This window comes from Sulfuritalea hydrogenivorans sk43H, from assembly GCF_000828635.1.
In the GTDB taxonomy this organism is placed as follows: domain Bacteria; phylum Pseudomonadota; class Gammaproteobacteria; order Burkholderiales; family Rhodocyclaceae; genus Sulfuritalea; species Sulfuritalea hydrogenivorans.
Genome location: NZ_AP012547.1, coordinates 3158924 through 3183806, shown reverse-complemented (window position 1 = coordinate 3183806; position 24883 = coordinate 3158924). Strand labels below are relative to the sequence as shown.

The 24883-nt window shown below is 65.2% G+C and carries 18 protein-coding genes; 14 read left to right on the top strand and 4 right to left on the bottom strand.

From position 1 onward, the window contains the following. Positions 1 to 45 precede the first annotated feature (45 nt). From crcB to SUTH_RS15160, 5 genes are all read left to right on the top strand, one after another. Positions 46 to 429 carry a fluoride efflux transporter CrcB gene (gene crcB / locus SUTH_RS15180; RefSeq protein ID WP_041100422.1) on the top strand — a complete coding sequence of 128 codons (384 nt, stop codon included), beginning with the start codon at positions 46 to 48 and terminating at the stop codon, positions 427 to 429. Then, positions 426 to 4172, top strand: a complete 3747-nt coding sequence (gene hrpA / locus SUTH_RS15175) for an ATP-dependent RNA helicase HrpA (RefSeq protein WP_052473693.1) — start codon at positions 426 to 428, stop codon at positions 4170 to 4172. The genes crcB and hrpA overlap by 4 nt, the downstream gene beginning before the upstream one ends. Beyond that, positions 4169 to 4882 (top strand): EI24 domain-containing protein, encoded by a 714-nt coding sequence (locus SUTH_RS15170; protein ID WP_041100420.1) that lies wholly within the window; start codon positions 4169 to 4171, stop codon positions 4880 to 4882. The genes hrpA and SUTH_RS15170 overlap by 4 nt, the downstream gene beginning before the upstream one ends. Continuing rightward, on the top strand, positions 4879 to 5649 hold the full coding sequence (locus tag SUTH_RS15165) for a competence/damage-inducible protein A (RefSeq protein WP_041100418.1): 771 nt from the start codon (positions 4879 to 4881) through the stop codon (positions 5647 to 5649). Before SUTH_RS15170 ends, SUTH_RS15165 begins: the two co-directional genes overlap by 4 nt. A gap of 119 nt (positions 5650 to 5768) precedes the next feature. Beyond that, positions 5769 to 6719 (top strand): GGDEF domain-containing protein, encoded by a 951-nt coding sequence (locus SUTH_RS15160; protein ID WP_041100416.1) that lies wholly within the window; start codon positions 5769 to 5771, stop codon positions 6717 to 6719. Between the two features lie 16 nt (positions 6720 to 6735). Here SUTH_RS15160 and tldD read toward each other — a convergent pair whose 3' ends face one another. The 3 genes from tldD to SUTH_RS15145 are packed head-to-tail and all read right to left on the bottom strand — an operon-like array spanning position 6736 to position 12894. After that, complete coding sequence (gene tldD, locus SUTH_RS15155; RefSeq protein WP_041100414.1) at positions 6736 to 8193, bottom strand: metalloprotease TldD; 1458 nt, start codon at positions 8191 to 8193, stop codon at positions 6736 to 6738. A gap of 19 nt (positions 8194 to 8212) precedes the next feature. Continuing rightward, positions 8213 to 9013 carry a carbon-nitrogen hydrolase family protein gene (locus tag SUTH_RS15150; protein ID WP_041100412.1) on the bottom strand — a complete coding sequence of 267 codons (801 nt, stop codon included), beginning with the start codon at positions 9011 to 9013 and terminating at the stop codon, positions 8213 to 8215. Continuing rightward, positions 9010 to 12894, bottom strand: coding sequence for a YhdP family protein (locus SUTH_RS15145; RefSeq protein ID WP_041100411.1), 3885 nt, complete (start codon positions 12892 to 12894; stop codon positions 9010 to 9012). Before SUTH_RS15145 ends, SUTH_RS15150 begins: the two co-directional genes overlap by 4 nt. A gap of 148 nt (positions 12895 to 13042) precedes the next feature. On the opposite strand from SUTH_RS15145, the gene glnE reads away from it, so the two are divergent. From glnE to argJ, 4 genes are all read left to right on the top strand, one after another. Next, a complete protein-coding gene (gene glnE, locus SUTH_RS15140) occupies positions 13043 to 15718 on the top strand; it encodes a bifunctional [glutamate--ammonia ligase]-adenylyl-L-tyrosine phosphorylase/[glutamate--ammonia-ligase] adenylyltransferase (protein WP_041100409.1) in 2676 nt (891 codons plus the stop codon). A 112-nt stretch (positions 15719 to 15830) separates the two neighbouring features. Then, entirely contained in the window at positions 15831 to 16088 is a 258-nt protein-coding gene (locus SUTH_RS15135) for an AbrB/MazE/SpoVT family DNA-binding domain-containing protein (RefSeq protein WP_041100406.1), read from the top strand. Further along, a complete protein-coding gene (locus SUTH_RS15130) occupies positions 16085 to 16501 on the top strand; it encodes a type II toxin-antitoxin system VapC family toxin (RefSeq protein WP_041100404.1) in 417 nt (138 codons plus the stop codon). Before SUTH_RS15135 ends, SUTH_RS15130 begins: the two co-directional genes overlap by 4 nt. A gap of 356 nt (positions 16502 to 16857) precedes the next feature. Then, the gene (gene argJ / locus SUTH_RS15125) at positions 16858 to 18096 is read left to right on the top strand and encodes a bifunctional glutamate N-acetyltransferase/amino-acid acetyltransferase ArgJ (protein WP_041102425.1); all 1239 of its coding nucleotides are present in this window, start codon (positions 16858 to 16860) and stop codon (positions 18094 to 18096) included. A gap of 240 nt (positions 18097 to 18336) precedes the next feature. Here the strand turns inward: argJ and SUTH_RS15120 are convergent, their stop codons facing one another. Further along, a complete protein-coding gene (locus SUTH_RS15120) occupies positions 18337 to 19338 on the bottom strand; it encodes a sensor domain-containing diguanylate cyclase (RefSeq protein ID WP_052473692.1) in 1002 nt (333 codons plus the stop codon). A gap of 149 nt (positions 19339 to 19487) precedes the next feature. Here SUTH_RS15120 and SUTH_RS15115 point away from each other — a divergent pair, with 149 nt between their 5' ends. The 5 genes from SUTH_RS15115 to SUTH_RS15095 are packed head-to-tail and all read left to right on the top strand — an operon-like array spanning position 19488 to position 24849. Beyond that, positions 19488 to 20084, top strand: a complete 597-nt coding sequence (locus tag SUTH_RS15115; protein ID WP_041100402.1) for a DUF4202 domain-containing protein — start codon at positions 19488 to 19490, stop codon at positions 20082 to 20084. 39 nt (positions 20085 to 20123) lie between these two features. Then, a complete protein-coding gene (locus SUTH_RS15110; protein ID WP_041100400.1) occupies positions 20124 to 20999 on the top strand; it encodes an NAD(P)-dependent oxidoreductase in 876 nt (291 codons plus the stop codon). Between the two features lie 5 nt (positions 21000 to 21004). After that, complete coding sequence (locus SUTH_RS15105; RefSeq protein ID WP_041100398.1) at positions 21005 to 21886, top strand: NAD(P)-dependent oxidoreductase; 882 nt, start codon at positions 21005 to 21007, stop codon at positions 21884 to 21886. Further along, positions 21883 to 24468 (top strand): sensor domain-containing protein, encoded by a 2586-nt coding sequence (locus SUTH_RS15100; RefSeq protein WP_084207440.1) that lies wholly within the window; start codon positions 21883 to 21885, stop codon positions 24466 to 24468. Before SUTH_RS15105 ends, SUTH_RS15100 begins: the two co-directional genes overlap by 4 nt. Before the next feature lie 36 nt (positions 24469 to 24504). Continuing rightward, complete coding sequence (locus SUTH_RS15095) at positions 24505 to 24849, top strand: FKBP-type peptidyl-prolyl cis-trans isomerase (protein ID WP_041100396.1); 345 nt, start codon at positions 24505 to 24507, stop codon at positions 24847 to 24849. Positions 24850 to 24883 lie beyond the last annotated feature (34 nt).

Below are 24883 nucleotides of genomic sequence, written 5' to 3'. Positions count from 1 at the left end.
TTGCGGCGAAGCTGCAATTCTACCGGCAGGCGTAAAATGGCGACAATGAATTGGACTAGCCTTCTCGCCATCGGCGGCGGTGCCGTATTGGGTGCCTGGCTGCGCTATGGCCTGGGGCTCTGGCTGAATCCGGTGTTCGTCACCGTGCCGATGGGCACGCTTGCCGCCAACCTGATCGGCGGCTATCTGGTGGGCGTCGCGGTGATGGTGTTCCACATCAACGCCGAGTTGCCGCCCGAACTCAAGCTGTTCTTCATCACCGGCTTCCTCGGCGCGCTGACCACCTTCTCGACTTTTTCGGCCGAGGTGGTGCACCTGATCCAGGGTGCGCGCTACGGCTGGGCGGCGGGTGCCGCCGCCATGCACCTGTTCGGTTCGCTCATCATGACCGGGCTGGGCATCCTCACCATCCACAAGCTGGCGCAATGAGGTTCGATCCCGAGGCGCGGCGGGCGGCGCGGCCCGCGCTGAGCTATGACGAGGCGCTGCCGGTGAATGCGCGGCGGCAGGAAATCGGCGAGGCGATACTCAAGCATCAGGTGGTGGTGATCTGCGGCGAGACCGGTTCGGGCAAGACCACGCAGCTGCCGAAAATCTGCCTCGACATCGGCCGCGGGCTCAACGGCCTGATCGGCCATACCCAGCCGCGGCGCATCGCGGCGCGTGCCACGGCGACGCGCATCGCGCAGGAGCTGAAGTCCGAACTCGGCCGCCACGTCGGCTTCAAGATCCGCTTCACCGACAAGAGCACGCCGTCCTCCTTCATCAAGCTGATGACCGACGGTATCCTGCTGGCGGAAACGCAGACCGATCCGCTCTTGCGCCAGTACGACACGATCCTGATCGACGAGGCGCACGAGCGCAGCCTGAACATCGACTTCCTGCTCGGCTATCTGCGCCAACTTTTGCCGAAGCGACCGGACCTGAAAGTCATCGTCACCTCGGCCACGCTCGATGCCGAGCGCTTCAGCAAACACTTCACCATTGACGGAAATGCGGCGCCGGTGATCGAGGTTTCCGGCCGGCTCTATCCGATCGAGACACGCTTCCGGCCCTTCGACGAGAAGAAGGACATGGACCTCAATGACGCCATCGTCGATGCCGTCGATGAAGCGCATCGCACCGGGCCGGGCGATGTGCTGGTGTTCCTGCCCGGTGAGCGCGAGATCCGCGAGGCGGCCGAGGCGCTGCGCAAACACCATCCCCCAGGGCTGGAAGTGCTGCCCCTGTTCGCGCGCCAGACCGCCGTCGAGCAGGGTCGCGTTTTCGCTTCGCATCAGGGGCAGCGCGTGGTGCTGGCGACCAACGTTGCCGAGACCTCGCTGACCGTACCCGGTATCCGCTACGTGATCGATTCGGGGCTGGCGCGCGTCAAGCGCTATTCGCATCGCAACAAGGTCGAGCAATTGCAGGTCGAACCGATCTCGCGCGCGGCGGCCAGCCAGCGCGCCGGGCGTTGCGGCCGCGTTTCGGCGGGCGTCTGTTTCAAGCTTTACGACGAAGATGATTTCAACCAGCGCCCGGCCTACACCGAGCCCGAAATCCTGCGCTCCAGCCTGGCCGGTGTGATCCTGCGCATGAAATCGCTGCATCTGGGCGATGTCGAGGACTTCCCCTTCCTCGAAGCGCCGCTGCCGCGCATGATCGCCGACGGCTACCAGTTGCTCGCCGAACTCGGCGCGATCGACGAGACAACGAAAGAGCTGACCCAGGTCGGCTTCGAGCTGGCCAAGCTGCCGCTGGACCCGAAGATCGGCCGCATGATTCTCGCCGCGCGCGAGCACAACTGTCTGCGCGAAGTGTTGATCATCGCCGCCGCGCTGGGCACCCAGGACCCGCGCGACCGGCCGCAGGAGCATGCGGCGGCGGCCGACCAGGCCCATGCCAAGTGGAAGGACGAGAAATCCGAGTTTCTCTCCTATCTCAAGCTCTGGGCCGCCGGCGACGAAATCTGGAAGCACGAGACCTCGAACAAGCAGCGCCAGTGGTGCCGGCAGAACTTCATCAATTGGTTGCGCCTGCGCGAGTGGCGCGACGTGCATGGCCAACTGATGACCCTGTGCCACGAGCATGGCTGGAAGGAGAACCAGATCCCGGCCGGCTACGAGTCCATCCACAAGGCCCTGCTGACCGGCCTGCTCGGCCACATCGGCCTCGTCAGCGAGGAGGACAAAAACTACCTCGGCGCGCGCGGCATCCGCTTCTACATCCATCCCGGTTCGGCGCTGGTGAAGAAGGCCGGACGCTGGATCGTCGCTGCCGAACTGGTCGAGACCTCGCGGTTGTTCGCGCGTTGCATCGCGAAGATCGAGCCGGAGTGGCTGGAGCAGGTCGGCGGCCACCTGATCCGCAAGCATGTCTATGAGCCGCACTGGGAGAAGGGGCCGGGACAGGTCGTGGCCTGGGAGCGCGTCACGCTGCACGGCTTGATGATCCATGCCAAGCGCCGCGTGCACTACGGTCCGAGCGACCCCAGGCTCGCGCGCGAAATCCTGATCCGCGAGGCGCTGGTCGAAGGCCAGGTCGGCGAGGACTGGGTGCGCAAGTGGCGCTTCTTCCAGCACAACGCCAAGCTGATGAAGGAGATCCAGGCGCTGGAACACAAGTCGCGGCGGCCCGACGTGCTGGTCGACGACGAGCTGATTTATGCCTTCTACGATAGCCGGATTCCCGAGGGCATCATCACCCTGGCGGCCTTCGACCACTGGCGGCGCGAGGCCGAGGCGGCCAATCCGAAGCTGCTCTGCCTGGAAAAGGAGCAGCTGATGCGGCACGAGGCGGCGGGCATCACCACCGACGCCTTTCCTCCCGCATTGATCCATCGCGGCCAGAGCTTCAAGCTGAGCTACCACCACGACCCGGGTGCGGCCGATGACGGCGTCACCTTGATGCTGCCGCTGCCGGCGCTCAACCAGCTGCCGGCCAATCGCTGTGAATGGCTGGTGCCGGGGCTGCTCAAGGAAAAGATCCTCGCCCTGCTGAAGACGCTGCAGCAGAAGTATCGCCATCGTCTGCAGCCGCTCGACGAGTTCGCCACTGATTTCTGCGAAACCGAACATGACCTCGACGAGCCGCTGGTGCGCGCCCTGACGCGCGCCGCCGAGGAGCATCTGGCCATGAAGCTGCCGCTCGACGCCTTCCGCACGGGCGAATTGCGGCCGCACCTGTTCATGAACTTCCGTCTCACCGACGAGCATGGCGGCACGCTGGCGATCTCGCGCAATCTCGCTGAACTGCGTGCCGAGTACCGCGACCGCGTCGAGCAGGTCTATGCCGCTGCCGAAGTGAAGCACGAGGCCGCGGCGGGAGAGTTGTCCGGCGTCACCGCCTGGACCTTCGGCACGCTGCCCGAGCTCATGGAAGTGAAAGTCGGCGCTGGCACTACGGTGGGTTTCCCGGCGCTGGTCGATCTGGGCGAGAGCGTTCGGCTCACCGCCTTCGATACCGAGGACAAGGCCCGCGCCGAACATCGGCGCGGCATGGCGCGGCTGTTCGCGCTGCAGCTCGCAGCACAGGTCAAGGCCGTCGAAAAACTGCCGGGCCTGCGCGAGACCGCGCTGCAATTCATCGCACTCGGCACCGAGAAGGAGCTGCGCGAGCAACTGGTCGCCGTGACGCTGGAACGCACCTGCCTGATGGACCCGCTGCCGACCGAAGAGTCGGCGTTCACGGCACGGCGCGAGGCGGCGCGCGGCCGCATCCTGCTGGTGGCGCAGGAGATCCTGCGCCTGATCGGGACGATCCTGACCGAGCATGCCGTGCTGGCGAAGAAGCTCGCCGCGATGCAGAAGGCTTTCCCGCAGGCCTGCGCCGACATCGGCGCGCAACTTGCCGAACTGATGCCCAAGCGATTTATCGCCACCACGCCCTTCGAGCGCCTGCAGCACTATCCGCGCTACCTCAAGGCCATCAGCCTGAGGCTGGAAAAGGCGCGCAGCGACCCGGCGCGCGACGCCCGCCTGATGGCAGACTGGCAGGGCTTGGGCCGCCCCTGGGAGCGCGAGCGCAATGCGATGCTGAAATCCGGCCAGCAGGGCGATGCCTTCCTCGACGAGTTCCGCTGGCTGCTGGAAGAACTGCGCGTGGCATTATTCGCACAGGAACTGAAAACCTCGTCGCCGGTCTCGGTGAAGCGGCTGCAGAAAATGTGGGATAGCCGGTTACATAAATGATGGAAGTCTTTGCTGCCTTCACAAAATCCTTGCGCGACCTGACGCGGGCCGAGGTGCTGTGGCAGGCCATCTGGCCGCCGCTGGTGGCGCTCGCCCTGTGGGGTACCGTCGCCGTGGCGGTCTGGGGGCATGGCGTGGCATTGATGGCCCGCATCGTGCCCGGGCTGCCCTGGTCGGGATGGGAATGGGTGGGGCACTGGGCGACGGTGTTCCTGCTGCTGGCGGCGTTTGCCTCGCTGGTCTACCTCACTGCCGTTTTCCTCGTTGCGGTGTTTGCCTTGCCGCGCCTGCTCAGCCTGGTGGCCGTGCGCGATTATCCCGATCTCGTAGCGCATGGCGAAAATGCGTTCCTGGGCAGCCTCGCCAATACGCTGTCGGCCGGCGCGATCTTTGTGCTCGGCTGCCTCGTCATCCTGCCGCTGCTGCTGATCCCGGGAGCGCTGCTGGTGCTGCCCTTGCTGTGGGGAGCCTGGCTGAACCAGCGCACCTTCAGCTTTGATGCGCTGGCCGAACATGCGACGCGCACGGAAATGCAGCGGCTCATGCGCGAGAAGCGCAGCGTGTTTTATGTGGCCGGCCTCGGCACGGCGGCGGCGGCGCACGTGCCGCTGGCCAATCTTCTGGCGCCCGCCCTGACGGCGCTGGTTTTCGTGCATCTCGGTCTGGCCGCTTTGCGGCGCCAGCGCCAGGAACAAGGAATCGAACTATGAGCACAGTCCAAAGCGGCATCGGTGCCATCATCATCGGCGATGAAATCACGCGTGGCAAGCGTGAGGACAAGCATTTCACCAAGTTGCTGGAGATACTTGCGGCACGCGGGCTGGTGCTGGATTGGGCGCTGTATGTGGGCGACGATCGCGAACGGCTGACCGAAACCTTGCGCCGCACCCTGGCCGGCAATGACATCGTCTTCAGCTTCGGCGGCATCGGCAACACGCCGGACGACCACACGCGCCAGGCCGCCGCCGCTGCGGCCGGCGTCGAACTGGTGCTGCATGCGGACGCCGAGCGGGAGATTCGGGCGCGCTTCGCCGAACTCAAATACGAGCTGACCGACCTGCAACTGGCCATGGGCAATTTCCCGGCGGGCAGCCGCATCATTCCCAATCCCTTCAACCGCATCCCCGGCTTCTCGCTGGGCCATCACCACTTCGTCCCTGGCTTTCCGCAAATGGCGTGGCCGATGGTCGAATGGGTGCTCGACAATGATTACCGCGACCGCTTCAACGCCAGCCCCACCGCGGAAGCGTCGATCCTGGTGTGGAAGGGCGTCGAGGGCGCACTGATCAATCTCATGCGTGTCATCGAAGCCGATTACAGCGGCATCAAGGTGTTCAGCCTGCCCTTCCTCGGCTCGGCTGAGATCCAGCGCCATATCGAACTCGGCGTGCGTGGCGCGCCGGAACAGGTGCCGCCCGCCATGGAGGCCATCAAGCGCGGAGTGACGGAACTGGGCTACACGTTCGATGACAAGTAAGCGACGTCGGCCGCAGGTTGCGATCCGACCACCGGTAGTTTCGGCTATCCGGACGGTCTTACGGTCCGCGCAGATTTGATCTATCCTGATTTCATTGAAGCCAGCAATCGGGTGCCGCCATGATCGATCGGGAAGACCGTCAGCGCCTCCAGCACGCCAAGCTGTTCGCCAACATCAGCCTGGAAAGCATCGAGCATCTGCTCGAACGCTGCCATCGGCTGGATTTGGAGCGCGGCGAGCATCTGCTGGAAGCCGGCGCCGCCAACAGTCATTTGTATCTGATTCTCGACGGTGAATTGCGTGTTTATCTGGCTGACCGCACCATGCCCGAGCATGCCGTCTTCGGCGCCGGTGATTGCGTCGGCGAGATGTCGTTGCTGGATGGCCAGAAAGCTTCGGCGCTGGTGCTGGCGGCGCACGATACGCGGCTGCTGGCGATGCCGCACGAAGTGCTCTGGGCGCTGGTCGATTGTTCGCACGGCGTGGCGCGCAACCTGCTTGCGATCATGGCCGGCCGCATGCGCAACGACAATCTGGCGATGGTCAATTCGCAGACCCAGAGTCTTGAATTCGAGCAGGCGTCGAGCGTCGATGCATTGACCGGAATCCACAACCGGCGCTGGTTGCTGGAAGCTTATCCGCGGGCCATCGGGCGCTGTGAGCGCAATGGCGAATCGCTCTGCCTGATCATTGCCGACATTGACTTGTTCAAGCGCTTCAATGACCGCTTCGGCCATCTCGCGGGCGATGGCGTGTTGCGTCGCGTCGCGCGCCAGCTGGCCGATGGCCTGCGCACGCAGGACCTGATCGCGCGCTACGGCGGCGAGGAGTTCCTGATCCTGCTGCCGCACGCCGGCCTCGACGAAGCCCTGCTGATCGCCGAGCGTTTGCGCGATCTGGTGGCGGCCTGCGCGCTGGAAACCAGCGAGGGCATGCAAAGCGTGACGCTCAGTTGCGGCGTGGCCCAGATGCGCAAGGGTGAAACGCTGGATGAACTGACGTCGCGCGCCGATGCCGCCTTGCTGAATGCCAAGGAGAACGGGCGGGACCGGGTGGAAACCGCGGAGTAGTCGGGGAAGCCTGGGTTTACCCCGTACCGCCGACCGTCAATCCGTCGATGCGCACCGTCGGCTGGCCGACGCCGACCGGCACGCTCTGGCCTTCCTTGCCGCAGGTGCCGACACCCGAATCGAGCGCCATGTCGTTGCCGATCATGGAGACGCGGTTCATCGCCTCGGGGCCGTTGCCGATCAACGTGGCGCCCTTGACCGGCGTGGTGATCCTGCCGTTTTCGATCAGGTAGGCCTCGGCGGTCGAGAAGACGAATTTGCCACTGGTGATGTCCACCTGGCCGCCGCCGAAGTTGGCCGCATAGAGGCCCTTCTTCACCGACTTGATGATTTCCGCCGGATCGTGGCTGCCATTGAGCATCGTGGTGTTGGTCATGCGCGGCAGCGGCAGGTGGGCGAAGGACTCGCGGCGCGCATTGCCGGTGATCGGCACATTCATCAGGCGCGCGTTCAGCGTGTCCTGCAGGTAGCCGACGAGGATGCCGTCTTCGATCAGCACGGTGCGCTGCGTCGGGTTGCCCTCGTCATCGATGGTGAGCGAGCCGCGCCGGTCGGCGATGGTGCCGTCATCGACCACGGTGACGCCCCTGGCGGCGACGCGCTGGCCGATGCGCCCGGCGAAGGTCGAACTGCCCTTGCGGTTGAAGTCGCCTTCGAGGCCGTGGCCGACCGCTTCGTGCAGCAGGATGCCGGGCCAGCCGGGGCCGAGCACCACGGTCATTTCGCCGGCCGGGGCGGGCTTGGCGGCGAGATTGACGCTGGCCTGATGCACGGCGCGGCGGGCGTAGTCGCCCAGCACCGTATCGGTGAAATAGGCGTAGTCGAAGCGCCCGCCGCCGCCCGAGGAACCCTGTTCGCGTCTTCCCTTTTCTTCCATGATCACGGATATCGAAACCCGCACCAGCGGCCGCACGTCGGCCGCCATGTGGCCGTCGGCGCGGGCCACCAGCACGACTTCCCAGGTGCCGGCGATGCTCGCCATGACTTCCTTGACCCGCGGGTCGGCGGCGCGCGCCATGGCTTCGAGTCGTTCCAGCAGCGTGACCTTCGCCGCATCATCGAGCGAGGCGATGGGGTCGTTGCCGGCATACAGCGTGGCCGGCTGCCTGCCCCGCCGCAGCAGCGGCGCCAGACGCTGGGCGCCGGCCGCGGCGATGGCGCGGGTGGTGTTGGCGGCCGACTTCAGCGCTTCCAGGCTGATGTCGTCGGAATAGGCGAAGGCGGTCTTCTCGCCCGAGATCGCGCGCACGCCGACGCCCTGTTCGATATTGAAACTGCCCGACTTGACGATGCCTTCTTCCAGGCTCCAGGCCTCGGAGCGGGCGTACTGAAAATACAGGTCCGCGTAATCGACGCGATGGCCGAACAACTGGCCGAAGACGCGTTCGAGCATGTGCGGCGCCAGGCCGTGGGGCTTGAGCAGTATCTGTTCGGCGATGTCGAAATGGGGGATGGGGCTGGCGGGAGCGTTCATTTCTGTCCTTTTGATATTGCTACAGTATGCGGTGTTTCAGGGCCGGCAAACTGGTCCTGACTTCGACCAGTCGTAGCCGATTCAGTTCGGCAACGACTACGCCCTCGCCCTTGTCCATGCGCGCCAGTACCTCGCCCCAGGGATCGATGACCATGCTGTTGCCGTGGGTCATGCGTCCGTTGGGATGCTGGCCGCCTTGCGCCGAGGCCAGGACATAACACTGGTTCTCCACGGCGCGTGCGCGCAGCAGCATTTCCCAGTGGGCACGGCCGGTGGTTTCGGTAAAGGCGGCGGGCAGCACCAGCAGGTCCACTTCGCCCAAGGCACGGAAGAGTTCCGGGAAACGCAGGTCGTAGCAGATGGCAATGCCGATGCGTCCCAGCGGCGAGTCGAACGCGACGACCCGATCGCCGCGCTCGATGGTGGCGGCTTCGTCGTAGGCTTCGTCGCCCTTCCTGAAGCCGAACAGATGGATCTTGTCGTAGCGCGCCACGCGCTTGCCCTGCGGATCGAACACCAGGCAGGAGTTGCGCAGCTTGGCCGGGTCGTTCGCCACCAGCGGAATCGAGCCGCCGACCAGCCACAGGCCATGCTTTTGCGCCGCTGCCGCGAGAAAGTCCTGGATCGGTCCGCTGCCGTCGACCTCGCGCGCCGCAAGCCGATCGGCATCCGTGGCGCCGATCAGCGGGAAGTATTCGGGCAGGGCGACCAGTTGTGCGCCGGCCGCCGCCGCTTCGGCGATCAGGCGTCCGGCGGTGGCCAGGTTGGGCGCCACGTCCGGCCCCGAAATCATCTGCACTGCGGCGATCCTGGTATTCATTTCGTGCCCTCCACGGCTTTCGGTTGCGTCTGCCCCAGCTTTTCAACTTTCGGGTCGGCCCAGCTCCCGGTCACCGCGTATTCGAAGGCGAAGGCCTGGTCGAGCGGGTCGCGGAGGATTTTTTGCGCCGCCCAGACGACTGCGCCGGCGACCGGATTGGCAATCATGGCGCCGACCGCGATCGATTCGCCCACCGCCGGTTGCACGCGCACCTTGAGGTCCTGCGTCTCGGCGCCGAGATTGACGGTGCCGCTCATCAGCACCTTGGCCGACGGCCCTTGTATCTGCAGTTCTTTCGTCTCCATGACGCCGCGCGCGATGGCGAATTGCCCGCCGATGTTGTCGAAGGCAAAGCCCTCGCTGAAGATGTCGCGGAAATCCAGCGTGATGCGGCGCGGCAGCGACTGCAGGCTGAGGATGCCCAGCAGGCGGCCGACGCCCGGTTCGAGCTTGATGAACTGCCCGCCGGAAGCATCGAGCTTGAGGCCGCCGTTGAGGCTCGGATAGTCCAGCGTGAAGGGCGAGCCGGTCCACGACAGGTTGCCTGAAAGCTTCGCGTTGCCGCGTCGCACCGTGTCCGGATAGCCGATGCGGGCCAGCAGTTTTTCGATGCTCGTTGCGTCGAGTTTGAATTCGACGCGGGTATCGGGTTGGGTCGGACTGGGTCGCCAGCGGCCGGTGGCTTCCAGCGTGCCGTCTTCGTTCTTCACGTCGATCCTGGTGTTCCAGTAGCCGTCGCGATTCTCGGCCGCGATGCGCACGGCGCCCAGTGCGCGGTCTTTGAACGAAAGCTTGTCGACCGTGATGTCGAGCGCGGGAATCCGCTCGATCACTTCGCTGGTCTTTGCCTGCAGGGCGGCGGGCGAGGCGACCGATTCCGGAATCGAAAACTGGGCAATGCGCCCCGACAGCTTGCCGTTGCCGATGCTGTTCCATTCGAAGTTGCCGGCCAGTTCGCGGCTCTTCAGTTCAAAGCGGGTGCTGCTTGATCCTTCGGGACGGCTGCCGCTCACGCGCACGTCGTGGAAGCTCTTGTCCTGCACGGTCAGGTCGGGGGTGCGCAAGTCGAACTGGACTGCAGGCAGGAGCGGCAGCGCCGATTCGGTTTGACCGTTGCCGCCACGCGCGCCGGCCAGGATGCCGCGCCAGAAATCGGCATTGATGCGCGGCAGGTTGGCCGCGATCATCACGCTGCGTTCCGGCATGGCGGCACTGACATCGCCGATCGCCAGCACGCCGCGCGTGATGGCCGGCGGGCTGGCATCGTGTCGACGCACCAGCTGCATCCGAAGCGCGCGACCGAGGCTGAGGTCGAGCATGTCCTGTGCAACCGCCGGTTTCGTCGCCGTGTCGCGAGCGCCGACTTTCGTGGCGGTGCGTGTTGCGGCATCCGGCGGCGGCTTGCGTTCGAAGCTGAAAGCCAGGGTATCCGTGGCGGACTTGTTGAAAGGCTCGGGCAGGCTCGACGACAGGCCGACCAGATTCGAGCCCAGCTTCACTTCCGCGGACTTTTTCTTCACCCGCACGCTGCCCGTCCATTTCGTGCTGCCCGACAGGTGATCGAATACGGCTTGCGGGAACTGGCGCCGCAACGTAGCCATATTGACCTCGCCGGCGGCGTTGACCTGAACGCCGCCATCGCCCGTGGTTTTCACGTCGACGCCCAGCGGCGTGCCGAGCAGGGTGCCGCGAATTCCCCGTGCTTCGAGATGGTCCGCCGTAAAGCGCAAGGCGCCGCGCACCTCGGCCAGGGGCGGCAAATCGTTGTCCACGGTCAGGCGGTTGCCATCGAAACGATAGCTGCCATCCACTTTCGAATTCCCCAGCCGGCGCAAGGGCAGGTCGAGCCTGAGGTCGAGTTCGCCGTTGCCCTCCGCCTTCATGTCCTCGGTGAAATGATCGATGCGCTCGCCGACCGGGCTGGCTTCGATGAAGCGCAGGAAGTCCGCCGTCGGTCCGAGCGCCTTGCCGGTCACCGTGAGCAGTTCTTCCATCTGTTCGAGGTCGGCAATTTCGGCGCGTACCTCGCGCAGGCCGACGCCGAAGATCTTGCCGCTCTTGCCGGTGATCAGCATGCGCTGCCCGCTGAACAGCAGGTCCCCCTCGATGCCGTTGATCTCGGGCCAGCTGCCGGCGTAGCGCAAGCTGGCGTCGCGGAACTTGCCGCGCACCTCGAACAGGCCGCCCTTGCCGTCGCGGAAGGGGAACTGGCGCAAGTCGCCGCGCAGCTTGAGGGTGGTGTCGCTGGCCTTGCCGCCGATGATGGCGACGCGCAGCCAGTCGCGCACGTCCTTGCCGACGGCAAGCGGCATGTAGCGCCAGACCGCGTCGCCGCTGCCGCGCGTGAGCCGGGCATCGAGTTCGATCGCGCCGGGCCCTTCGCCCAGGGCGCGCCAGTTGCCGCTGGCTTCGCCCGCCGCGTCCTTGTTGTGGAATGCCGCCTTGTTCAGCAGGACCTGAAAGCCGTCGGCGACGGATTGCCAGTCGAGATCGGCGGAGAAGGCTTCCAGTTCCAGTCTGGGCTCGGGGAACACGGTGGGCAGTTCGAACGATGCGCGCTGGCCATCGAGCCGCACGCTGCCCCCTTTTTCGCTGCCTTCGATGCGGCCGCTCACGCCGGAAATGCCCGGGACGGGACCCAGGGCCGTCAGGCCGAGCCCTTCGAAGCGGCTCTTGATGCTCCATTTGCCTGACCTTCCGGCGTTCCCGGCGGTGTCGAAGCTGCCCTTCCAGTCGAGTTTGAGGTCAAAGACGCGGCCGCGTGGCGCATGACGAACCAGGCGGGCGCGGTTGGCGTCATCCAGCGGCAGGTAGGCGGCAAGCCGCGCCAGCGCGGCCAGGTCGAGACCGTTGGCGCTGGCCGCGCCTTGCGGCGGACGGTTGGCGGCGGCGTCCTGCCAGGCAAGCTTCAGGTCCGTCGGTTGCAGCGTGAGGCCGTCGCGGGTTGCCAGTGTCAGATGTTTGAGTTCGGCTTCAAAGCCGCCGTCGAGGCGTCGTCCCGCCAGCCGCCCTTCGAGTTGGAGGAGGTTCAGCTCGGGCAGGTCGGGGCGCAGTTGCAGGCGGACGTCGGCCAGACGCACGTCCGCCGTGGCGGAAACCAGTTCCTTGCGGGCAAACCCCAGCCACAGCCTCAGGGCGCCGCTGCCTTGCGGCAATGACACGGGATAATCGACCCAGCTGCGCCAGCCGGCGAGATCGGCGTAGTCCAGTTCGGCATAGACATCGCCTTTCCAGGCCTCCAGCTGATCCAGGTCGGGCCCCTTGAAATCGCCGCGGATGTCGATCCGTGCCGCCAGCTGGCGCGGCGGTTCCGCGGTGAAACCGAAGCGATGGCGGCTGCCGCTGTTGTCGAGCTGGAAGTTCAGGTGCTTCAACTCCAGCAGCGGTGCGTTGCGCAACTCGTCCTGCCAGGCAATGCTCGCGTTGCGGATGACGACGCGATCCTGCGCCAGCAGCCAGTCGGCAAAGTCATCCTGATCGTTCGGCTGCGGCGTGATTTCGAGTCCGGCGGCGAAGAAGCGGCCCTTGCCGTCGCGGCGCAGCAGCAGGGTCGGCGAATCGAGTTCCAGCCGTGCCAGGCGCAGCTGGAATCGCCACAGCGAACTCCAGGCCAGCTCGGCTTCGACCTGATCGAAACCCAGCGCGGCCTGTCCCCGGGTGTCGCGAATCTCGAAGCCTTCCAGATGCAGCGCCGGGCGCAGTCCGGCCCAATGCGCCTCGATCCGCCGGATGCCGACCGGGCGATTGATCGCCGTGCTGATCATCTGCTCGACATCGCCGCGGTAGCTTTCGATCTGCGGCAGGATCGCGTAGCGCAAGGCCAGCAGCAGCAAGGCAAAGGCGAAGTAGCCCAGCGTTGCCGCCCAGAGCAGTGCGCGCAACAGAACTCCCAGCCATGGGGGGGCTGGCAGGTGACGGCGCAGACGGAATCGCAGGTTGGAAATGATGGGCGTCGAGGCTCTTGGGGGCTGCGCCTTGTGCCCACGCTAAAATGGACATTCAAAGCGCTTGATATATAAATTCTAACCGATGCCCTCCCTCGCCGATATCGCAGAAACATCCCGTTACCTTGGGCGGCTGCTGGCTGCCAGGCCGGACCTGGCGGCCGACGTCGAATCCACTCTGGAGCGGCCCGTCACCGCGGCCGAGTTGTCGGCGTGGCTCGCCGCGCAAGCCGTTACGGAAGACAATCTCAAGCCGGTATTGCGGCAACTCAAGCAGCGGGCCTACGCCCGCATTGCCGCGCGCGACCTGTCTGGCCTGGCGCCCTTGTCCGAGGTTACGGAATGCATGACCCTGATTGCCGAACTGGCGGTGAGGAAGGCGGTGGAAGTACTCAGTCAGGGCCTCGTCGAACGTTATGGCACGCCACGCGGCGCCGATGGCTCGGCGCAGGAACTGATCGTGATCGGCATGGGCAAGCTGGGAGGGCGCGAGCTGAACGTGTCGTCCGACATCGACCTGATTTTCGTCTTTCCCGAGGATGGTGATACCGACGGTGCGCGCTCCGTATCGAACTTCGAATTCTTTACCCGCCTCGGGCGCGGCCTGATCAACGCCATCGCCGAGGCGACCGAAGACGGCCAGGTATTCCGGGTCGACATGCGCTTGCGGCCCAATGGCGATTCCGGGCCGCTGGTGTGTTCCTTCGAGATGCTGGAAAACTATTTCATCACCCAGGGCCGCGAATGGGAACGCTACGCCTGGATCAAGGCGCGCCCGCTGACCGGTGGCCGCCACGACGAACTGGAGAAAGTCCGCCACCCCTTCGTCTTTCGCAAGTATTTCGACTTCGGCGCCATCAACGCGATGCGCGAACTTCACGCCCAGATCCGGCGCGAGGTGGCGAAGAAGGACATGGCCGACAACGTCAAGCTCGGTCCCGGCGGCATACGCGAGATCGAATTCATCGCCCAGGTATTCCAGCTGATTCGCGGCGGGCGCGACACGCCCCTGCAGATCAAGCCGACCCAGAGCGTGCTGAAACTTCTGGCCGAGCGCGGCATCCTGAGCCTCGATGCCGCGGTGGAACTTGCCTCCGCCTACACTTTCCTGCGCCGCCTCGAACATCGCCTGCAATACCTCGACGATGCGCAGACGCACAGCCTGCCGGTGCCCGCCGAAGATCGCCAGCGCGTGGCCAGGGCGATGGGCTTCGCCAGTTTCGAGGCCCTGCTGGAGGAACTGGACGACCACCGTGCGACCGTGTCGCGCCACTTCGGACAGGTGTTTGCCGATCCGAACCACGGCGAGCACGCCCTGGCGGCGCTTTGGCACGATGCCGGCGGCGCGGCACGGGAAGACAGCTTCGAAAATCTCGGCTACCGCAATCCGCCGGCCGCCGCGCAGCGGATCTCGGCGTTGCGTTCCGGGCCGCTCTACCAACAGATGTCGCAGGACATCCGCAGCCGCTTCGACGTGCTGGTGCCGCGCCTGATCGAGGCCGCCGCCGCGCTGCCGAATCCCGACGAAACGCTGTCGCGCGGCGTCGACCTGCTCGAATCGATTTCGCGGCGCGCGGCCTACCTGGCCTTGCTGCAGCAGTATCCGCAGGCGCTGCAAAAAGTGGCGCAACTGGTCAGCAGTTCGAGCTGGGCCGCGAACTACCTGCAACGCCACCCGATCCTGCTCGATGAACTGCTCGATCCGCGCCTGCTCGAAGTCGTGCCCGACTGGGCCGGTTTCCGGACGCAGTTGTCGACGCTGCTGGAGGAGCAGGAGCCCGATACCGAGCGGCAGATGGACACCCTGCGCGAGGCGCATCACGCCCAGGTGTTCCGCTTGCTGACGCAGGATGTCGCCGGTTTGCTGACTGTCGAAAAGCTGGCCGACCATCTTTCGGAACTCGCCGACATCCTGCTCGCCGCCGCCATCCAGCGGGCATGGCTGAAGATGCCGAAGCGTCATTGCGAGACGCCGAAGTTCGCCGTCATCAGCTACGGCAAGCTGGGTGGCAAGGAACTGGGTTACGCCTCCGATCTCGACCTGGTATTCCTGTTCGACGATCCGGCGCCCGAGGCCGGCGAAAACTACGGACGCCTCGGCACCCGGCTCAATACCTGGCTGTCGGCACAGACTTCCGCCGGGCAGTTGTTCGAAACCGACCTGCGGCTGCGGCCCAACGGCGACTCCGGCCTGGCGGTGAGTTCCATGGAATCCTTCCGCAAATACCAGCTCGAATCGGCCTGGGTCTGGGAGCACCAGGCGTTGACCCGGGCCCGCTTTTCGGCGGGCGACCGCGCCGTGGGCGACGCCTTCGAACGCATTCGCTGCGAGGTTCTGCGGCAGCAGCGCGACCTCGCCAAACTGCGCGAGGAAGTGCTGGCGATGCGACAGAAGATGGTCGATGCGCATGGCACCCGGGGCGACGAGCGCGAACGCGTGTTCGACCTCAAGCACGATCCCGGCGGGTTGGTCGATGTCGAGTTCATCGTCCAGTACCTGGTGCTCGGCCATTCGCATCGTCACGCAGAGCTTACCGGCAACCTGGGCAATATCGCGCTGCTGAAGATTGCCGGCGATCTCGGCCTGATTCCGGTCGATCTCGCAGAGAAAGTCCGCAATGCCTATCGCGACTACCGCCGCATGCAGCACGCACTGCGCCTCAACGCCGCCAAGGCGCGGGTTGCGCCCGACCTGGTGCAGCAGCGCGTCGATGCGGTACGCGAGCTGTGGCGAATCGTGTTCGATAGTGGGCAACGCTGACGCAAGTTGGTGAAAATCATCGGCACGGGTGGTTGAGCGCAGTCGTTGAACGTAGTTGAACGACTGCGATAATTGGCCTACACTGACGCAATTCGAACGTCAGGAGACCGCCATGACCACCATGATTCTTTCGGGCAAGCGACAAGTGGTGTTGCCCGCCGAGCTATGCCGGCAGGTTTCGCTGGCGCCGGGCGCCCGCGTCCGCGTCGAGCTGGCGCCGAACGGGGACGGGATTCTTGTTCGTTCCGATAGTGCCGGGGAGAGGAAGCCGGCGGCAGTCCTGTTCGACCGGATTGCCCGTCGCGGCAAGCCGCTGGCAGTCGAAGACTTGCAGGGGCTGGCGGTGGCGAAGAGGCAAGGCAAGCCATGATCGCCTTGGACACCAATGTCCTTGCCCGCGCCATTGCGACCGAGATCGATGCCGATGCGGCGACCAGGGCGCAAAGAAAGCGCGCCCAGGCACTGCTGTCTTCGGGCCAGCAACTCTTCGTGCCGGTGACCGTGATCGAGGAACTCGAATGGGTGCTGCGCGGAGCCTACGACATGTCGCCGGACGATATCGCCGCCGTGTTCGAGGACATGCTCGCGGTCGAGAACCTGACCGTCGACCGTGCCGCCGCCGTAGGCCAGGCTCTGGTCTGGTATCGCCAGGGACTGGATTTCTCCGATGCCTTGCATCTGGCCCAGTCCGGTCTGTGCAGCGGTCTCGCCACCTTCGATGCGCGCTTTGCCAGGACTGCGCGCCGTCTTGGCCTGGAGCCCCGGGTGTCGGCGCCGGGCTAAGTACCGCAAGGGTCGGCGCTGGCGGGACGGTGACTCAGGGGCGATTCACGGTGTGATCTTTCTATATTGGAGATAAGCAATTTCAAGTTTTGATTTTGTTCGTGATGCGGCCAGTGCGCTTAACAAGAGTTGGCAGCACGAAGACACTGAGTGATCAGTGAATGACCAAGGGGCAGCGAAATTTGACTTTTGGGCATCTGCGCAGGGAAAAGGTGACCAAGGTCGGCGCTCCTGCCGTCCCGCTGGCGCGGAACCATGGAGAATCGCCATGGCGCCAGCGCCGACTCCCTGGCATCGCGCAGCGAAGGCGATAAACTGCGCACTTTCCTTCAATTCCCTTTTTGCAGGTTTCGACCATGCCCGTCAATTACGCCACCCCCGCCCCTGAAGCCCTGTTCCCCGTTGCCGGCGTTCGTCTCGGCACGGCCGAGGCGGGCATCCGCAAGAAGAACCGGCGCGATCTGACGCTGATCGAGTTCGCGCCCGGCAGCCGCGCCGCCGGCGTGTTTACCCAGAATCGCTGCTGCGCGGCGCCGGTCACCTTGTGTCGTGAGCATCTGGCCGGCGACAGCAGCATCCGCGCGCTGGTGATCAATACCGGCATCGCCAATGCCGCCACGGGCGAGCAGGGCATGCGCGCCGCGCGCGATACCTGCGACGCGGTGGCGAAGCTGCTGGGCTGCGCGGCCGATGAAGTGCTGCCGTTTTCGACAGGCGTGATCCTCGAACACCTGCCGGTCGAACGCCTGATCGCCGGCCTGCCGGCGGCGCGGGCCGACCTCGCCGCCGACCACTGGCATGCCGCAGCCCACGCCATCATGACCACGGATACCGTGGCGAAAGCCGCCAGCCGCCGTGTCGCCAGCGCCGACTATTCCATTGTCGTCACCGGCATCAGCAAGGGCGCCGGCATGATCCGTCCCAACATGGCGACCATGCTCGGCTTCGTCGCCACCGATGCCGGGCTCAGTCCGGCCCTGCTGCAGAAGCTGGCGAAGGATGCCGCCGACGCCTCCTTCAACTGCATCACCGTGGATGGTGACACCTCGACCAACGATTCCTTCGTGGTCATCGCCACCGGCGTGTCCGGCTGCATGATCGACAACGAATCATCCCCGCACTGGCCGGCGCTGCGCGATGCCGTGATCGGCGTGGCGACCGAGCTGGCCCAGGCCATCGTGCGCGACGGCGAGGGCGCGACCAAGTTCATCACCGTGAAAGTCGGCGCTGGCGGCACGGCGGCGGAATGCCGCCAGGTAGCCTATGCGATCGGCCACTCGCCGCTGGTGAAGACGGCCTTTTTCGCTTCCGATCCGAATCTCGGCCGCATTCTGGCGGCCATCGGCTATGCCGGCATCGCGGATCTGGATGCGGCCGGCGTGCGTGTCTGGCTGGGCAGTGGCAGCGAAGAGGTGCTGGTGTCGGAAAACGGCGGCCGTGCCGCCAGCTACCGCGAGGACGACGGCGCGCGCATCATGCAGGCCGCCGAAATCACCGTGCGCGTCGACCTGGGTCGGGGAAGTGCCGAAGCCACGGTCTGGACCTGCGATCTGTCGTACGACTACGTCAAGATCAACGCCGACTACCGCTCCTGACGCTCATGGAAGCGAGCGTGATCCGCCGAGGATTAAACACGCGAAAGTCAAATTGAACGCCCGCCCCTCCCATCCGCTTCGCGGCCCACGGTTGGCTTTGCACAGCCAGCCGGCTGCGGCGGCGCACCGCGTGCGGTGCGAAACCCCGCCTCGCCCCCTCACGGGGAGGCTTCTGGTCAGCTCGCTTCGCTCGGCTATTACCCGTTGCTCCGAACGAGTTGTTTCACGCCAATTCCTTCGTTACTCGACGGTCTCCGCCCCCTGGTCGGAGACATAGCGGTTGCGTCCGGCGTGCTTGGCCTTGTAGAGCGCGCTGTCGGCCAGCGAGATCAGGTTTTCCTGAGTCATGTCCGGTTCCGGCAGCGAGGTGGAGATGCCGATGCTCAGCGTCACGTAGCCGCATTCGCTGCCGCTGTGCGGGAGGGCCAGCTCGGCCACGCGTTCGAGAATGCGATTGGCGACAATGCCGGCGCCGATTGCATCGGTCGCGGTCAGGATCACGGCAAACTCTTCGCCGCCGTAGCGGGCGACCAGGTCGCCCGGCCGGAAGACGACCTGCTCCAGCAGCGTGGCGATCTGCTGCAGGCAGCGGTCGCCGGCCTGGTGTCCGTAAGTATCGTTGTAGCGCTTGAAGTGGTCGACGTCGATCATCAGCAGCGACATGCCGCGCAGGTCGCGGCATTCGCGCTTCCATTCGCTGACCAGTTTTTCGTCAAAGCTGCGGCGGTTGGCAATTCCGGTCAGGAAGTCGCGCGTGGCCATCTGTTCGAGCGCGGTTTGCGCCCGGCGATGGTCGGTCATGTCGCGCAGGGTTTCGATCACGGCAACCAGATTGCCGTCGCCGTCATAGATGGGGCCGGCGTCGATGGCGAGATAGAGTTCGCTGCCGAGGCAGGGCATGACGCACCAGTTCTCGGCATGGACGCCGAAAGACGGGCCCGACGCGTCGCCATGGGTGAAGTAAAGCGCCTCGACCTCGCCCACGCGCCCTTGCACTACCAAGTCGGCGAGACAGGGCCGGGGAGCCTCGTAAAAGGCCCGCCAGTGCTCACGGGTGCCGATCACTTCGGCGGCCTGCACGCCGGTCAGGCGTTCGCAGGCCTTGTTCCAGATCAGCACGTTGCACTGGGCATCGAGCACGAAGGTCGGCACCACCAGATGCTGCATCAGATTGACCGCGAAACTCTGGCCGAGATCGGCGTCGCTGCCTGCCGCCGGCTCCCCCTTCTTTTTGGCAACCATTGCTCCTCCCGGTACCGATTTGATTTATTTATCCGATCATTCTAGCAACTTCCAACTCGGCTAAGATGCCGGCTTCGATTTGTCGCAGGGGACGGGGATTCCACGGCGCCGGCGCCCGATTTTTTCCAAATGGAGAGGGAAGCGAGATCATGAGTGAACTTCAGGCGCGATTCGAACGGGCCATCGTGCTGTTCGACGCGGCCAACGCCGAAGATCCCAACCAGGACCAGGGGCAGCCGAAGGAGCTGCTTTACGCCAGGCGCATGTCGGACATGCTGCAACGCTTCGCCCCCGAGGCGTCCGAGGTAGTGAAGCTCGCCGTCCGCGCACAGCACATCAGGCGCTGGACCGTGCCGCGCAACAGCTACCCGATGACGAAAGAAGGCTACTACGCGTGGCGCACCGGGCTGTACAAGTTTCACGCCGAAACGGCGGGCGCCTTGATGCGGCAGGCGGGTTACGACGAGGCAATGATCGATCCGGTCATGGCGGCGGTGAGCAAGCGCGGCCTCAAGGTCAATGCCGATACGCAACTGCTGGAAGATGTCACGGACCTCGTATTCATCGAACACTACATGCTCGGCTTTGCCGGCCAGCATGCCGAGTACAGCGAGGAAAAATGGCTCGACATCATTCGCAAGACCTGGAGGAAAATGTCGGAGCACGCCCGTGCCTTTGCCACCAGCGGCGGCATCACGCTGCCGGAGCCGCTGGTGCCGCTGATTCTCAAGGCGATTGGCACCTGACAAGAAGCAAAACATGACCCCCCCCGAGGAGAAAACATCATGAAAGTAGGATTCATAGGCCTTGGCCTGATGGGCCGCCCGATGGCCCTGCACCTGGAAAAGGCCGGGCATTCGCTGCATCTGTGGGCGCGCCGGCCGGAAGCGCTGGCTCCCTTTGCCGGCGTCAATGCGAAGATCCATGTCAATCCGGCCGAAGTGGCGCGGCACGCCGAAGTGGTCATCGTCATGGTGGCCGATGCGCCCGACGTCGAGGCCGTCTGCCTCGGCCCTCAGGGGCTGGCGGAAGGGGCGGCACCGGGTCTGATCGTGGTCGACATGAGCACCATCGCGCCCGATGCGGCGCGGCATATCGGCTTGCATCTGGCGGAGCGGGACATCGAGTTTCTCGACGCCCCGGTGTCGGGCGGCGAAACGGGCGCGATCAACGCGGCGCTGACCATCATGGTCGGCGGCAAGCCGGAGGTGTTCGAAAAGGTCAAGCCGCTGTTCGACAAGATGGGCAAGTCGGCGACCCTGATCGGCGGCAGCGGCGCCGGACAGGTGGCCAAGGCCTGCAACCAGATCCTTACCGGGGTCGGCGTCATGGCGGTGGCCGAGGCGTTCAATTTCGCGCAGAAGAGCGGTGTCGATCCGGCGCGGGTACGCGAGGCCCTGCTGGGCGGCTTTGCCTACTCGAAGATCCTGGAAAACCACGGCCAGCGCATGCTCGACCGGAATTTCAAGCCGGGCTTCAAGGCCTGGATGCACCAGAAGGACTTGCGCATCGTGATGGGAGAGGCACATCGCCTGGGCTTGATGCTGCCCTCGGCGGCGGCCACCGCACAGATGTTCAATGCGATGGTCGGCAGCGGCATGGGCGAGGACGACTCGATTGCCGCGTTGAAGCTGCTCGAGAAAATGAGCACTCCGGACTAGTCGTCATGCAACTGGGCTTCATCGGCCTTGGCGCCATGGGCCGCCCGATGGCGGAGCATTTGTTGCGCGCGGGGCATGCGTTGTCGGTCTGGTCGCGGCGGCGGGAGTCGGCCGCCGCGCTGATCGGGCAGGGCGCGCTGTGGCGGGACTCGCCGGCCGAGCTTGCGCGCCACTGCACAGTGGTTTTCACCAACGTCACCGGCAGTGCCGATGTCGAGGGGCTGGCTTTCGGGCCGCAGGGCCTGGCACAGGGTTTTGCGCCGGGCAGCCTGCATGTCGATTTCTCGACCATCGCGCCGTCGGCGGCGCGCCGCATCGCGGCAAGGCATGCCGCGCAGGCCGTTGATTTCGTCGATGCCCCGGTTTCCGGCGGCAGTGTCGGCGCGCAGAACGCTTCGCTGGCCATCATGTGGGGCGGAAAGTCGGCGCTGGCGGCACGCCTCCAGCCGTTCTTCGAGGTGCTGGGCAAGACCGTTGTGCGGGTGGGCGAAGCCGGCGCCGGCCAGGTCGCCAAGGCCTGCAACCAGATGGTGATGGTGGCGGCAATCGAGGCCGCGGCGGAAGCGGCACGATTGGCAGCCGCTTCGGGCGTCGACTTCGCCAGGGTGCGTGCCGCGATGCTGCACGGCTCGGCCGGCTCGCGCGTGCTGGACGTGTTCGGCGGGCGCATGGCAAGCCGCGAATTCGCACCCGGCGTCGAAGCGCGGCTGCACCACAAGGACTATGCGTTGCTGATGGAAGAGGCAACCCGGATTGGCGCACCGTTGCCGGTGTCAGCTGCAGTCGGACAGCAATTGAATGCGGTCATGGCGCGGGGCTGGGGCAGGGAAGACACTGCTTCACTGCTGCGGGTGCTCGAAGCCGGCAGCGCAACGGACCCGGCATGATGAGCAGCGGCCCGCTTTCCCTGCCGCCGAAGAAGGCCGCGCTCGAACTCAACGCGATTTTCGAGAATGCCACGATCGGCATCCTGTTTTCCCACAATCGGCGCCTGATCCAGGCCAATCGCCTGTGCGCCGAGATGTTCGGCTACAGCCTGAGCGAGTTCGTCGACCAGCCCGCGCTGATTCTCTATGCCGACCAGGAAGCCTATTCAGCCCTGGGGCGCGAGGCAGGTCCGGTGCTGGCGGCGGGACATCCCTTCCGCACCGAGACGCAGCTCAAGCGCAAGGACGGCAGCCTGTTCTGGTGCCGCGTGTCGGCCAAGGCGGTCGATCCCCATCATCCCCGGGACGGCACCCTGTGGATGATCGAGGACATCGCCGAAGACCGCCTGATGATCGATGCCCTCGAGCGCAGCACGCGCGAGCTGTCGGCCATCCTGGATACGGCCTCGGCCGGCATCGCCGTGGTGCGCAACCGCATCTTCGTGCGCTGCAATCGCCGCTTCGAGGAGATATTCGATTTGCCGACCGGCTCGCTGCTGGGCCAGTCGTCGCGGCGGCTGTTCAACTCCGAGGAGGAGTTCCAGCGCACCGGCGAACAGGTCTATTCCGAGTTCGCCGCCGGCAGGGTGCATCGCCGCGAGCAGTTGTTTGTGCGCCGGGATGGTTCGCAAACGTGGCTGCGCGTCAGCGGCAGCGCCTTTGATCCGGGCAACCCGCATGCCGGTTCGGTCTGGCTGACGGAGGACTTTACCGCGACGCGCGAAACGGAAGAGCGTGCGCGTCAGGCCTTCGACGAACAGCAACTGATTTTCGACAATGCGGCAGTGGGCATCCTGTTCGCGCGGGATCGCATGGTGCAACGCTGCAATCGCAGGCTGGCCGAGATCTTCGGCTACCAGCAGGATGAACTGGCGGGTCGTTCGACGCGGGTGTTCTATCTCAACGAGGAGGACTACCAGCGCAATGGCGCCGCGGTCTTGTCGGTGGTCATGGCCGGCGGGACATATATCGGCGAGAACCGGGTGCGGCACAAGGATGGCCACGCGTTCTGGGTACGCAGTACCGGACGCCGGGTTGTCGGCCAGGCCGACAGCATCGACATGACCTGGATTTTCGAGGACGTCACCGAGCGGCATCAGGCGGAGGAAGCCTTGCTGCGCGCCCACGAAGAGCTCGAACAGCGCGTGGTCGAGCGTACCGCCGAGCTGGCAAGCGCCAACACCCAGTTGCAGGAAGAGGTATTCGAGCGGATGCAGGCCGAGCAGCGCATCTGGCATATCGCCCACCATGACAGCCTGACCGGCTTGCCCAATCGCACGCTGCTGCATGACCGGCTGGAGCAGGCGTTGGCCCAGGCGCTGCGCGGCCGGCATCGCGTCGCGGTGATGTTCCTCGATCTCGATCGCTTCAAGAACGTCAATGACACCCTGGGCCACGCCATCGGCGATGAACTGCTGAAGCATGTGGCCAGTCGCCTGACGAGCGTCGTGCGGGCGGTCGATACGGTGTCGCGCCTGGGCGGCGATGAATTCGTCATCGTGCTGCACGAGGTATCGTCGCCCGACGATGCGGTGCAGGTGGCGGAGAAGATTCTTGGCGCGCTGGGGGCGGCGGCAAGCATCGATGGCCATCAGCTGCATGCGACGCCGTCGATCGGCATCAGCATCTTTCCCGATGACGGCGACGAGGTTTTCGGACTCATGAAGAGCGCCGATACTGCGATGTATCACGCCAAGGCGGTCGGGCGCAACAACTTCCAGTTCTTCGCCCGGGCGATGAACGAGCAGGCCGAGCATTTCTTCACGCTGGAGAACAGACTGCGCCAGGCCATCGATGGAGGGCAACTGCTGCTGCATTACCAGCCCTTGATCGACTGGCCGCGGCGAACCGTATGCGGCATGGAGGCGCTGGTACGCTGGAGCGATCCGGAGCGCGGACTGATCGAGCCGGGCGAGTTCATTCCGATCGCGGAAGAAACCGGGCTCATCGTGCCGGTCGGGGAGTGGGTGCTGGCCGAAGCGCTGCGGCAGAATCGCGAATGGCAGCAGGAGGGGCGTCCGCTGCTGCCCATCTCGGTCAACCTCTCGCCGCGCCAGTTCCGGCAGAAGGACCTGGTCGAGACCCTGCGACGCATTTTGCTGGAGACGGGGCAGCCGGCCCGGCTGCTGGAACTGGAGATTACCGAGACGACGCTGATGCAGGACATCGACGAAACCCGGGACAAGCTCGAGGAGATCGCCGCCATGGGTGTGCGCCTGGCGATCGACGATTTCGGCACCGGATATTCCAGCCTCAGTTACCTCAAGCGTTTCCCGGTGCACAAGCTGAAAGTCGACCAGGGCTTTGTGCGCGACCTCACCGTCGATCCGGAAGATGCGGCCATCGTTACCGCCATCATCGGCCTGGCCCGGAGCCTGGGCCTCGATACGCTGGCCGAAGGCGTCGAAACCGCCGAGCAGCTGGACATCCTGCGCGGCCTCGGCTGCGAAAAATTCCAGGGCTACCTGTTCTCGCGCCCGTTGCCGCCGACACTCGCCGACGGGATATTCAGTCCGCTGCCGAATCAGCGCTCTCAGGCATAATCGGCACATCGTTCAACCAACATCCGGAGCAAGGCAATGAGTCAGACCACCACGGCCAGCGGGCTTGTCATCGAAGAACTGATCGTCGGCGAAGGCGAGGAAGCCCGCGTCGGGCAGACGGTTTCGGTGCACTACACCGGATGGCTCACGAACGGTTCCAAATTCGATTCGAGCAAGGACCGCAACGAGCCTTTCGAGTTTCCGCTTGGCGCCCGGCACGTCATTGCCGGATGGGACGAGGGCGTGCAGGGGATGAGGATCGGCGGCACCCGCAAACTCACCATTCCGCCGGCACTCGGCTACGGCGCGCGCGGCGCGGGTGGCGTGATCCCGCCCAATGCGACGCTGGTTTTCGAGGTGGAACTGCTCGGACTGGATTGAGCCAGTGAAGCGCCGTTAGAAGTCGGCGCTGACG